9 protein-coding genes and 1 pseudogene are annotated in these 12,384 nt (G+C 65.5%); 4 read left to right on the forward strand and 6 right to left on the reverse strand.

The window, feature by feature from the left end:
• Window positions 1-175 precede the first annotated feature (175 nt).
• The 3 genes and pseudogenes from VMJ11_RS24025 to VMJ11_RS24035 all read right to left on the reverse strand — a co-directional run bounded on the left by VMJ11_RS24025 (window position 176) and on the right by VMJ11_RS24035 (window position 5,066).
• Window positions 176-1,205 (reverse strand): annotated as a pseudogene (locus tag VMJ11_RS24025) (IS110 family transposase).
• 169 nt (window positions 1,206-1,374) lie between these two features.
• Complete coding sequence (locus VMJ11_RS24030; protein WP_325622450.1) at window positions 1,375-2,442, reverse strand: VacJ family lipoprotein; 1,068 nt, start codon at window positions 2,440-2,442, stop codon at window positions 1,375-1,377.
• Window positions 2,439-5,066 carry an MMPL family transporter gene (locus VMJ11_RS24035; protein WP_325622452.1) on the reverse strand — a complete coding sequence of 876 codons (2,628 nt, stop codon included), beginning with the start codon at window positions 5,064-5,066 and terminating at the stop codon, window positions 2,439-2,441. Before VMJ11_RS24035 ends, VMJ11_RS24030 begins: the two co-directional genes overlap by 4 nt.
• 213 nt (window positions 5,067-5,279) lie before the next feature.
• On the opposite strand from VMJ11_RS24035, the gene VMJ11_RS24040 reads away from it, so the two are divergent.
• Window positions 5,280-5,888 carry an ABC transporter substrate-binding protein gene (locus tag VMJ11_RS24040; RefSeq protein WP_325622454.1) on the forward strand — a complete coding sequence of 203 codons (609 nt, stop codon included), beginning with the start codon at window positions 5,280-5,282 and terminating at the stop codon, window positions 5,886-5,888.
• Window positions 5,889-6,006: 118 nt separating this feature from the next.
• Here the strand turns inward: VMJ11_RS24040 and VMJ11_RS24045 are convergent, their stop codons facing one another.
• Together VMJ11_RS24045 and VMJ11_RS24050 are read right to left on the reverse strand one after the other, a co-directional pair.
• Complete coding sequence (locus VMJ11_RS24045; RefSeq protein WP_325622456.1) at window positions 6,007-6,651, reverse strand: response regulator transcription factor; 645 nt, start codon at window positions 6,649-6,651, stop codon at window positions 6,007-6,009.
• Window positions 6,648-8,120 carry a cache domain-containing protein gene (locus VMJ11_RS24050; RefSeq protein ID WP_325622458.1) on the reverse strand — a complete coding sequence of 491 codons (1,473 nt, stop codon included), beginning with the start codon at window positions 8,118-8,120 and terminating at the stop codon, window positions 6,648-6,650. Before VMJ11_RS24050 ends, VMJ11_RS24045 begins: the two co-directional genes overlap by 4 nt.
• Window positions 8,121-8,278: 158 nt before the next feature.
• On the opposite strand from VMJ11_RS24050, the gene VMJ11_RS24055 reads away from it, so the two are divergent.
• From VMJ11_RS24055 to VMJ11_RS24065, 3 genes are all read left to right on the forward strand, one after another.
• Window positions 8,279-8,500, forward strand: a complete 222-nt coding sequence (locus tag VMJ11_RS24055; protein WP_325622460.1) for a hypothetical protein — start codon at window positions 8,279-8,281, stop codon at window positions 8,498-8,500.
• Between the two features lie 205 nt (window positions 8,501-8,705).
• Window positions 8,706-10,793 (forward strand): carbon starvation CstA family protein, encoded by a 2,088-nt coding sequence (locus VMJ11_RS24060; protein WP_325622462.1) that lies wholly within the window; start codon window positions 8,706-8,708, stop codon window positions 10,791-10,793.
• A 30-nt stretch (window positions 10,794-10,823) separates the two neighbouring features.
• Window positions 10,824-11,030 carry a YbdD/YjiX family protein gene (locus VMJ11_RS24065; RefSeq protein WP_325622464.1) on the forward strand — a complete coding sequence of 69 codons (207 nt, stop codon included), beginning with the start codon at window positions 10,824-10,826 and terminating at the stop codon, window positions 11,028-11,030.
• Window positions 11,031-11,229: 199 nt separating this feature from the next.
• Here the strand turns inward: VMJ11_RS24065 and hpnH are convergent, their stop codons facing one another.
• Entirely contained in the window at window positions 11,230-12,381 is a 1,152-nt protein-coding gene (gene hpnH, locus VMJ11_RS24070; RefSeq protein ID WP_325622466.1) for an adenosyl-hopene transferase HpnH, read from the reverse strand.
• Window positions 12,382-12,384: the final 3 nt, after the last annotated feature.

Genomic DNA, 12,384 nt, shown 5'->3' on the forward strand with positions numbered 1-12,384 from the left:
TCCGGGCTCGAAGTGGGCGCGGATCGCGCCCGGCCCTCGATGAGAAGCCGCGCCCGGCAGTCCTCAAAAGCCCCTCAGTCTGCAGGACTGAATTTATTTCCAGGTTTTCTGCCGGGCCGTGAGCCGATTATCTTCATCACGGGTCAGTGGTCGCAAAAGCAGGCAGCCAAGTCGATCAGGCGATGGCCGGATGCGCCCGATACTCGCCGCCCCTGGCCAGGATCGCCCATGCGATTCTGGCCATTTTATTTGCCAGCGCGCAGGCGATGACGTTGCTGTGGCGGCGGCGCTGCAGGCCTTGCAGCCAGATCCCCAGGGCATCGGGTGCGGCGTTCGGCATAGCGCATCACGGCCCGCGCGCCCTGCACGAACAGGCATCGCAGTTGTTTGTCGCCGCGCTTGCTGATACCCAGCAACGTTGCCTTGCCTCCTGTCGAGTGCTGCCGTGGGACGAGTCCCAGCGAAGCGGCGAAATCCCGTCCTCGCCGAAAACCATGCATGTCGCCCGCCATTGCGAGCAGGCTGCTGGCCGTCATCGGGCCGATACCGGGAATCGTCATCCGCCGCTGGGCCGCCTCGTCTTCAGCAAGCTGGCGCTTGAGTTCGCCTTCGAGCTGCGCGATCTCGTCGGTAAGCTGGCCATGGCGCCGATGCAGCCGCAGCAGGACTGAAACGAGTCGCGGTGGTAACGCCCTGGCTGGATCGTCCAGCAAGGCTGGCAGCTGGGTGATGGCAAGTGTGCCCACGGGCAGGCCTACGCCGAATGCGAGCAGGAAGCTGTGAATCTGGTTCGCCGTGGCCGTACGCTCGGTCACCAGCGCCTGACGCACGCGATGCAGTGCGAGCAGCGTTTGCTGCTCGGGCGTCTTTACGGCCACGAAGCGCATGGACGGTCGCGACGCCGCTTCGCAGATCGCCTGGGCATCAGCGAAATCGGTCTTGTTGCCCTTCACGAAGGGGCGTACGAACTGCGGCGCGATCAGCCGCACCTCATGCCCGAACGTCTGGAGCTTGCGCGCAAGCCAGTGCGCGCCCGCGCAGGCTTCCATGGCAACTGTGCACGCGGGGTAGCTTACAAGCGATGTCAGCAGTTGGGCGCGCGTGAACTTCTTGCGCCACACCTCATGACCGTGACTGTCGTGCGCGTGCAGGAAGAAGCAATGCTTGCCCAGATCGATTCCGATCAACGTGACGGCGCCCCTGATGATCTCCCGAAAGAGGAAATGGCCCGATCAGCGTAAGCCGATCGGGCCATTTCGGTCAGACTGACCATCTCATTAGACCCGGCAGCCAGTCAAGGCTGCCGGGTCTTTTTGCGTCTACGCTCTGCGCCCCGCTCGCCTGCCGTGCGACGAAAGCGAGCCGAGCAGCCGGTCAGGGCGCCGAGGCCGGCTTTGCCGGCACGGCCATGGCGCCCGCAGCCGACGCCGCAACGGGCGCCGAAGCCGTAGCAGGCGCGGAAGCTGCGGCCGCCACGCCTGCGATGCCCACGGCGGCCGCCGCAGCGGCACCCGTGCCGGCAGCGGCTGCACCCGTCGTCGCCGCGCCGCTCGCTGCTGCTGCTGCGCTGGAATCGCCCGGGTCCTCATAGTTCGGCAGGCCGTTGTTCGAAGCGCCCGAACCGCCAGCGCCGCCCTTCGCCCCCGCGCCACCCGATTCACCCGGATCCTCGTAATTCGGTGCGCCGTCGTTCGGTTTGCCGGCGCCGTCCGCCCCGCCTGGTTCGTCATAGTTGGGCAGCGGCGCAGTGTTGCCCTGCGAGCCGCGAATCAGCGCTTCGCGCTGCTGGCGGTATGCGTCGCGCACGAACGAATACGGGTCGAGCGCCGCCTGCTTCAACAGGTCGGTCGCGCCAAGCAGGTCCGAACGCGCGCTGATGAACTGCGCGATATACATCGGATTGCGTACGGCCGGCTCCATGTAGTGGATGACGCCCAAATACACGTCCGCGCCCATGCCGATGCCGTCGCGCACCGAGCTCGGCCCGAACAGCGGCAGCACGAGATACGGGCCGGCCGGCACGCCGTAATGGCCCATCGTGAGGCCGAAATCCTGGTGATGCTTGGGTAGCCCCGCCGGGGTCGCAAAGTCGATCAGGCCGCCCAGGCCGAAGACCGTATTCATGGCGATGCGCATGAGGTCTTCGGTGGCGTCGGTGATCTTCAGCTGCAGCAGGTTGTTGGCGAGATTGCCGACATCGCCGATGTTCGAGAAGAAGTTCGTGATCGCCTGGCGCAGCGGCTGCGGCGTCACCTTCTGGTACCCCTTCGCGATTGGCTGCGCGAAGTAGGTATCGAGTTTGTCGTTGAACGTGAAGATCGCACGATTCGCAGGCTCGAACGGGTCGCCCGGGTGGCGGTCGGGGCCCGTGGCGCAACCCGAAGTCACGAGGAGCGCCAGGCTCGCCGCCGTCAGGGTGAGCGCGACTTGATTCTTCTTCATTGATCGATCCCCTGAATTTGCTTTCTGGCGCGCTTCGCGCGCGGCTTGCCCATCAGCACCGGCTGGAACACCACGGCGCCAATCAGCGTACAAACGAGAGACAGTGCGAGCAGCTTGCCCATGCTCGACGTGCCCGGATGATGCGAAAGCCACAGGCTGCCGAACGCCGTGCCGGTGGTCGCGGCCGAAAAAAGCACCGCGTGTGTGAGGCTCGAATGCAAGAGGCCGGTCTGCCCCGCGCGCCAGGCCATCACAAAATAGATTTTGAACGCGACGCCGACGCCGAGCATCAGGGGAAGCGCGATGATGTTCGCGAAATTGAGCTGAATGCCGAACACGACGCACAGCTCCAGCGTCACGAGCGCCGATACCAGCAGAGGAATCAGCGTGCGCAGCACGTCGCCGAAATTGCGCAGCGTGATCCACAGTAGCATGGTAATGAGCAGCACCGACCACGCGGCGGCCTCCAGGAACGCGAGGATGATCACGTTGGCCGAGTGCAGGATCGAGATCGGACCGCCGATCGCCCTCGGCTCCGCCGCCTTCACGGCGTGCGCGAAGCGCGCGAGCATCACGTCGTCGTTAGGGTCGACGCCCGGCGGCACGAGCGGCGCGATGTCCACGATCGCCTGGCCGGTCGGCGCCACCCAGTCGCGCACCATCTCGGGCGGCAGGTTCTCGCGCGTGATCCTGGTTGGCTGCAGGAGGCGCGCGAGCTGCGCGAAAGCGAGCGTGAGCGGCTGGCTGAAGGCGGCTTCCGCGCGATCGCGCGTGGCCGGGCTCGAGTTGGCGAGCTTCGCGAGCGAGTCAGACAAGTGCTTCGCCTCGGCCGCGCCCGGCCCCGGATGGTCGCTGGCGGCGAGCTCGAGCTGGTTGGCCGCGCGCTTGAGCGTCTGGACGCGCACCTCGTCGGTGACGGGCGTGGCCGGCTGCTGCGTGAGCGCGGGCAGGAGCTGCTGCGCGGCGCTCGAGATCAGCATGAGCTTTTGCTGCTGGTCGTCGGGGATCAGCGAGCTGAGCGTGGTCGCGCGCGCCACCTCCGGCAGCTTCGAGAGCTTCGCGGCAATCTTGTCGGCCTCTTCGAGCGAGGGCGCGAGCACGCTCACGTCGTTGATCGAGATGACGGGCGAGTTCTTGAGCGCGAGCAGCGTCGCCATCGACTCGGTATGCGGATCCTTCAAGTGCAGCGGATTGAAGTCGAAGCGCAGGTGCAGCAGCAAGGGCGTCGCGCCGACCACGACGATGAGCGTGCCGATCAGCACGGGGTTGCGATGCTCCGCGAGCCATTTGTCGACGGGCGCGAGGAACGCGAAGCCGGGTGAGGCGCGCTCACCCCTCGGCTTGAATACCCTGATGAGCGCGGGCAGCACGGTCATGTTGGTGATGTACGCCACGAACATGCCCACACCCGCGATCTGGCCGAGTTCCGAGAGACCGCGGTAGGCGGTCGGCAGAAAGGAAAAGAAACTTTCCGCCACGGCGATCGCCGCGAGCGTGAGCGGCACGCCGATCGTGCGCGCGGTCTTGAGGAGCGCGGCGTCGAGCCGTTCGTCCTGATAGCGCTCCTCGCGATACTTCACGCCGAACTGCACGCCGAAATCCACGCCTAGCCCCACGAACAAGACCATGAACGCGACCGACAGCATGTTGAACGAGCCGATCATCCAGAGGCCGAGCGCGGCTGTAATGACGAGGCCGATCACGAGCGTGACGAGCACCGCGCCGATCAGCTTGCCCGAGCGCAGCGCGAGCCAGAGGATCACGAGCACGACGATGAACGTGATCGCGCCGTTGAGCGCCGCGCCGTCCTGGACCGAGGCGAATTCCTCGTCGGCGAGCGGCTGTTCGCCGGTCAGGCGCACGCGCGCGCCGAATTCGGTGTCGAGATGGAGCGAGGCGGCGGTCGCGCGAACCGCCTCCGAGGCGCTTGCGCCCGCCCGCAGCGCGGCGAAGTTGAGCACCGGCTGCACGGTGATGAACGCGAACGCGGGCTTGGCAGCCGAGTCCTTGTCGACGAGCGCGCGCCACGAGAACGCGGCGCGCTTGCCCGCCAGCACCTGGTCGACGACGTCGGCGGCGCTGCCGAGCAGAGGCGCCATTTGCGACAGCTTCACCTGGCCGATCGTGAGCGGCAGCTGCAACGTGGTCGTGAGCGTGCCGGCGAGGCCCGCGAGGCTCGGGTCGCGGGCGAGCTGGTTGATGAGCGGGCGCGCCTGGACGAGCTGCCCCGTGGTCGAGAGCACGGTGGCCGTGGGCGGAAAGAGCAGGCCGTTGTGCTCGAAGAACGGACCGCCCGCGGGCTGCGAGACCGCGCTGAACTCGCGCGAATCGGCCTGGAGCGCATGGGTGAGCTTGCTGGCGGCGGCGTCGGCGAGCTCGGGAGCGTCGGCTTCGACGACCACGAGCAGCGTACTCGCGCGCTGCGGGAACGCCTTGTCCTTGGCTTCGAGGAGCGCGGCCCATTCTGCCTTGTTCTCGACGAGACCGCTGACGTCGGTATTGATCTTGAAATGCTTCGCGACGTACACGCCGCTCAGCACGGCGAGCACGATCGCAATTGCGATAACCCAAGCCGCGCGGCGTACCGACCAGGCGACGAGTTGGATGATGAATGGCTTCAGCATAAAGGCGAGGGGGCCTTGTCAATCAGGTTTTTTGATGCGAAGCGCTCAAGTATACCGGCCCCGCCCATCCCGGCGCGGCTCTTGCGCATATCTGCACGAGGCGCCGCCAGGGCAACGTATGCGCTAAAGCCGTTATACTGGCCCAGCCGGGAGTGTGGGCGTGGATAGACCGCACTGTACCCGTGCCTGAATTTCACTGTTCCAGAAGAGCGTATGAAACGTTACTTGACCGCATTTCTCGCCGCCGCCTGTTTCACGGGCGTTTCGAGCGCCGCGTTCGCGCAGTCCTCGCCGGACGCTACCGTCAGGGCCGCCGTGGAAGGCACCGTGAAGGCGATGCAGGCCGACCCGCAGGCCCGTGGCGGCGACATGAGCAAGATCACGCAGGTGGTCCAGACCCATTTCGTCCCCGCCACCGACTTTCAGCGCACCACGCGCATCGCCGTCGGCAAGCCGTGGGCGACGGCCACGCCCGAGCAGCAGCAGAAACTGTATGAGCAATTCCAACTCCTGCTCGTGAAGACCTACGCATCGTCGCTCTCGCAACTGCGCGATACCCAGGTGAGCTTCAAGTTCCTGCCCTCGAGCACGTCCGCGGGCGCGAAGGACACCGTGGTGCAGTCGCATGTCCTCAGCAACGGCGGCGACGACGCGATCGACTACCGTCTCACGCAGACGCCCACTGGCTGGAAGATCTACGACATCAACATGATGGGCGCGTGGCTGATCCAGGTCTACCAGACGCAGTTCGCCGAACAGATCGCCAAGGGCGGCATCGACGGGCTCATCAAGTTCCTTACCGAGCACAACGCGCGCAGCTGATCCGCAACGGGTCTTCAATCGCTGGTTGCACACGCATCCTGCCACTTCGTGCCGCCCCGTGCGCTCGGGCAGAACGCCAGAGCGCACGCCATGGTTCGCGGCACGCCGCGTGACCGCCTCACTTCCTGCGGTGTTCTACCGCGAACTTGATCAATTCCGCCTGGCCTTCGATCTCGAGCTTGCGCTTGAGATTGAGCCGGTGCGTTTCCACCGTGCGCACGGAAAGCCCCTCGCGCTGCGCGATCTGCTTGCTCGATAGCCCCTCGGCCAGCGCATCGAGTATGTCACGCTCGCGCGGCGTGAGTCGCTCGACAGGCATGCCGCGCGCGGACGCCTCGATCATGCGCGCCCCGAGGCCGGCGCTAAAGTACGTTTTCCCGGCCAGCACCGCCTCGATCGCGCGGATGATCTCGGTGGCCGGCGAGTCCTTGAGCACGTAGCCGCTCGCGCCCGCGCGCACGGCCTCGGTCACGTATTCGACGTTGTCGTGCATGGAGAGCATCAGCACGCGGATGCCGGGAAAGCGCTCGTGGAAGATGCCCGCGAGCGCGATGCCGTTGACGCCGGCCATGCCCACGTCCATCAGCACGAGATCCGGTTCGAGCGAAGCCGCAAGCGCAATGGCCTCGTCGGCATTGCCGGCTTCGCCCGCGACTTCGAAACACGGCACGGCTTCGAGCCGCGCGCGCAGGCCGTCGCGCACGAGCGGGTGGTCGTCGACGAGCACGAGGCGCGCGGGTTTGACGGGTTCGTTCACATTCATGATGTCGGTATTCCGGGGACGGCGGCGATCGGGGCCGCGCCGATCGGCACCCAGGCCGTGACGAGCGTGTGGCCGGGCTGCGAGGCGACGTCGAGGCGTCCGCCGAGTGACTCCAGCCGCTCGCGCATGTTGCGCAGGCCGATGCCTGCGCGCGGGTCGGCGAGGGCGTGCGCGACGTCGAAGCCACGGCCATTGTCGGTGATGCTGAGCGTGACGCCGTTGGCCGCGACCTCGAGCGTGAGCGCGGCGCGCGCCGCATGTGCATGGCGCACGATATTGGTCAGCGCTTCCTGGGCGATGCGAAACAGCACGGTGTTGACGGCGTCGGGCAACGCTGCCGCGTGCGCTTTCGTGCGCGGCTTCGGCGCCGTTTGCGTGAAGGCGATCTCGATGCCCGACTGATCGGCGAGTTCGCGTGCGAGCTGGTCGAGCGCGGCGGCAAGGCCGAGATCGTCGAGCATCGAGGGGCGCAGCGCGTGCGAGATGCGGCGCACTTCGCGCAGCGTGTCGGAGAGACGCGACAGCCCGGTGGCGAGCGAGGCCTCGGCGGCGCTCACGCGTGTCTCGCCGCGCTCGAAGCGCGCGAGCGCCGATTCGAGCAACAGCTTCACCGACACGAGCATCTGGCTGATGCCGTCGTGCAGTTCGCGCGAGAGCCGTGCGCGCTCCTGCTCCTGCGATTCGACCACTTGCTGCGCGAGGCGCTTGAGCTTGGCGTCGGCGCTGCGGTGCTCGCTCACGTTGAGCACGAGCGCGCCGATCGCGATCACGAGCACGCCCGCGAGCGCGATCACGCTGAGCCATTGCATGGTGCGCTCGATATTCGCGGACGCGCGTTCGTCGATGCGCGCGAGCGTCGAATCGACATCGTCGAGATAGATGCCGGTGCCGACCATCCAGCCCCAGCGCGGCAGCGGCACGACATAGCCGAGCTTGGGCGCGAGCTTGCCCGTGGACGGCCGCGTCCACATGTAGCGCACGAAGCCGCCGCCTTGCTGGGCCGCGGAGATCAGTTGCTGGATCGTGAGCGAACCTTGCGGGTCGCGCAGATTCCACAGGTCCTGGCCAACGAGCCCCGGCTCGCGCGGATGCATGAGCGAGCGGCCGTGCAGGTCATAGACGAAGAAATAGCCGTCGCGCCCGAAGTCCATCTTCTGCAGCACGGCGAGCGCGGCGCGCTGACGCGCTGCTTCGTCGGCGGGCACCGGCAGCCCCTCGCTCGCGTTCGCCTGCGGCGCGTAGAGCGGCGCGATGGCGCTCGTGGCCAGATCCACGTAATGACGCAGCTCGATTTCCTTGCTCGACAGGTAGGCGCTTTGCATCGTCGTATGCTGCGTTCGCGCGAGCAGCGTGGCCTGATGAAGCACGCCAATCCCGATGCCAGCAATGGCGGCGAGGAAAGGCACGACCGCGAGCAGGAAGATTTTCGTCTTCAGGCGCCGGTCGGTTGGGAAAAATGGGGCGGGCATGGCGGTGTTCGGGTGCTGAGTCTGCAAGCATAACCGGGCGCGGGCGGCGGGCCGGCAATCCACATCGCACTCGATGACCGGCCGCATGCGGATTCGGAGTATCAAGCTTGTGAAGCCACGATGATATCGGCTCTCCAGCTGGTTCCCTGGGGCCGTCCATGATCCAGCCGATGCCGATCCTGTCGATCCTGTGGCGCTCGCAGGCACAAAACGGTGCGATCGCAACGAATACCGCAGACGTATTCGACGCATATTGGCACGGGCGGCCGGTTCGCATCGCAGTGCGGCGATCGGCCGAGAAGACTATCGACAGCGCCGCTCACCAGTTCGCATTCCTACGTTTGCTGATGCGCTGGCCGCCATTCCAATACAACCCTTGAACGCACGGCCACCTACGTAGTTGTACGTAGATTGCTTACGTAGTTATCCGGTTGTGCCTTGCGGATTGAAAGCGAATACTACCGGCCACAGCATGGCGCAATGCGTCATGCCAAGCGCCCCGATCGGCATCCATGCCAGCGGACGGCGCGCCAGGGCCCGGTCCCGATGCCGGGTGCACAGCCAAAACCATAAACGGGAGACGCCATGAGTCGGGCATCCAGTTTTGTCGTCTGGACGATCGTCGCGCTGCTTGGCGCGTTCGCGTTCGGCACCATTGCGCTCGCGCACGGCGAGCGAATCAGCGCATTGTGGATCGTGATCTGCGCCGTGTGCGTCTATCTGATCGCGTATCGCTTCTATAGCCGCTTCATCGCGAGCGCCGTCCTGCAGCTGGACGGCTTGCGCATGACGCCGGCCGTGCGCCACAACGACGGGCTCGACTTCGTGCCCACCAACAAGTACGTGCTGTTCGGCCATCACTTCGCGGCGATCGCGGGCGCGGGTCCGCTCGTCGGCCCCGTGCTTGCCGCGCAGATGGGCTACATGCCCGGCATGCTCTGGATTCTCGCGGGCGTGGTGTTCGCGGGTGCGGTGCAGGATTGCGTGGTGCTGTTCCTCTCCACGCGCCGCGACGGCCGCTCGCTGGGCGACCTCGTGAAGATGGAGCTCGGACCGGTGCCGGGCGTGATCGCCCTCTTCGGCACCTTCCTCATCATGGTCATCATTCTCGCAGTGCTCGCGCTGATCGTGGTGAAGGCGCTCACGAACTCGCCGTGGGGTACGTTCACCGTGGCCGCGACGATTCCCATCGCGCTCTTCATGGGCATTTACGTGCGTTACATTCGCCCGGGCAAGATCGGCGAGATCTCGATCATTGGCTTCATCCTGCTGATGGCGTCGATCGCGTTCGGCCAGCACGTGCACGATTCGCCCATGCTCGCCGCTTGGTTCACGTTCACGGGCACGCAGCTCACGTGGATCCTGATCGGCTATGGCTTCGTCGCTTCGGTGCTGCCGGTGTGGCTGCTGCTCGCGCCGCGCGATTACCTCTCGACGTTCCTGAAAATCGGCACGATCCTCGCGCTCGCGATCGGCATCCTGATCGTCGCGCCGGAACTCAAGATGCCGGCGTTCACGAGGTTCATCGACGGCACGGGTCCGGTGTGGTCGGGCAACCTCTTCCCGTTCCTCTTCATCACGATCGCTTGTGGAGCGGTCTCGGGCTTCCACGCGTTGATCTCTTCGGGCACGACGCCGAAGCTGCTCGATAACGAAACCAACGTGCGCTTCATCGGGTACGGCGCAATGCTGATGGAGTCGTTCGTCGCCATCATGGCGCTCGTGGCCGCCTCGGTGATCGAGCCGGGCGTGTACTTCGCGATGAACGCGCCGCTTGCCGTGCTCGGCACGACGCCGGACGCCGTTGCGCACACCGTCGGCCAGTGGGGTTTCGTGCTCACGCCCGAGATGCTGACGCAAACCGCGCAGGCCGTGGGCGAGACGACCATCGTCGCGCGCGCGGGCGGCGCACCGACGCTGGCCGTGGGCATGGCGCACATCCTGCACCAGGTGGTGGGCGGCGAAGGGATGATGGCGTTCTGGTATCACTTCGCAATCCTGTTCGAAGCGCTGTTCATCCTGACCGCCGTCGACGCGGGCACGCGTGCGGGTCGCTTCATGCTGCAGGACCTGCTCGGCACGTTCCATCCTTCGCTCAAGCGCACGGAATCGCTGCCGGCCAACCTGATCGCCACGGCACTGTGCGTGGCGGCCTGGGGCTACTTCCTCTATCAAGGCGTGGTCGATCCGCTCGGCGGCATCAACACGCTGTGGCCGCTCTTCGGCATCTCGAACCAGATGCTTGCCGGCATCGCGCTGATGCTCGCCACCGTCGTGCTGTTCAAGATGAAGCGTGAGAAGTTCGCATGGGTCACTGCCCTGCCTACGCTGTGGCTGCTCATTTGCACGCTCACCGCGGGCTGGCAGAAGATCTTCGACAGCAACCCGAAGGTGAGCTTCGTCGCGCATGCGCAGAAGCTTTCGGCCGCGATTGCGGAAGGCAAGATCGTCGCGCCTGCGAAGTCAATCGAGCAGATGCAGCGCATGGTGTTCAACGACTACGTGGATGCCGCGCTCTCGGGCCTCTTTATCTTCGTGGTGGTGAGCATCGTCGTGTACGGGCTGATCGCGATTGCGCGCGCACGCCGCATCGACCGCCCGACCGCGCAGGAAACGCCTTACGAGGCGATGCCGGCCGGCGGCGCGGCCGTCGCGGCGCAACGCGTGCATTGAACCGGCCTCAACAACTGAACGGAGCGCATCATGTTCTCGGGACTTCGCGACAACGTGCAGACGGCCGGGCGCTATCTGGGCCAGGCCATGCGTTTGATGGTCGGTCTGCCGGATTACGAGGGCTACGTCGCGCACATGCGCGCGACGCATCCCGACCAGCCGGTGATGACCTACGAAGCGTTTTTCCGCGAGCGGCAAAACGCGCGATATGGGGCGGGCGCGGGGAAGTGCTGCTGAGGCTTTTTCCCCGGCCGTTTCGGCAGGACGCACGCGCGTGAGTGTCCACGCAAGGAGCGCAACGGTTCGATAGCCGTTGCGCTCTTTTTCGTTGCGGCCGCGCTTGCGCTTTCGCCGTTCTCGTCGACAGAAAACACAAAGGGCGCAACGGCCATCACCGTTGCGCCCTTTCTGACCAACCGCTTGAAGCGGAACTGCCTCAGCCCGCCGCGACCGTTGCCGGCTTCTTCGTCTTGGCTGCGTTCTTGATCTCTTCGAGCTTGATCTCGACGTGACGCGAGAACACGTACTCAGCCGGACGCTGGCCATCCAGCGAAATATCCTTCGCGAACGCGCCTTGCGTGCGCGGACCCGAAAGGGCGACGCGCGCCGCCTTGAGCGGGTGCGCGACCGTGTCCATCACGGCGGTCGCCTCGAAGCCGCAGTGGACCATGCAGTCCGCGCACTTCTCGTACTTGCCCGTGCCGTACTTGTCCCAGTCGGTGGTTTCCATTAGTTCCTTGAAGGTCTTCACATAACCTTCGCCGACCAGATAGCACGGCTTTTGCCAGCCGAACACCGTGCGCGCCGGGTTGCCCCACGGCGTGCACTGGTACGTCTGGTTGCCCGCCAGGAAGTCGAGGAACAGGCTCGACTGGCTGAACGACCACTTCTTGCCATTGTTGCCGCGCTTGAAGATCTCGCGGAACAGGTTCTTCGTCTTTTCGCGGTTCAGGAAGTGCTGCTGGTCCGGTGCGCGCTCATAGGCATAGCCCGGCGAAACCGTAATGCCGTCGACGCCGATCTCGCCGACCGTGTCGAAGAACTTCGCCACGCGCTCGGGCACGGCGTCGTTGAACAGCGTGCAATTGATGTTCACGCGGAATCCGCGGCGCTTCGCTTCCTTGATGGCCGCGACGGCCTTGTCGTAGACGCCTTCCTGCGAGACCGAGTGGTCGTGCGCTTCGCGGTCGCCGTCGAGGTGCACCGACCAGACGAAGTACGGGTTCGGCTCGTAGTCGTCCATCTTCTTTTCCATGAGCAGCGCGTTCGTGCATAGATACACGAACTTCTTGCGCGCCATGATGCCCTTCACGATCTCCGGCATTTCCTTGTGCAGCAGCGGCTCGCCGCCCGCGATGGAAACGACCGGCGCGCCGCACTCGTCCACGGCTTCGAGGCATTCCGCGAGCGACAGGCGCTGGTTCAGGATGGGATCCGGATAGTCGATCTTGCCGCAGCCATTGCAGGCAAGGTTGCAGCGGAACAGCGGCTCGAGCATGAGCGCGAGCGGGTAGCGTTTGTTGCCGCTGAAATGCTGGCGGAAGATGTACGCCCCAACGCGGACTTTTTGTAGCAGCGGAATAGACAAAGC

It is taken from the genome of Paraburkholderia sp. (assembly GCF_035501035.1).
Taxonomy (GTDB): domain Bacteria; phylum Pseudomonadota; class Gammaproteobacteria; order Burkholderiales; family Burkholderiaceae; genus Paraburkholderia.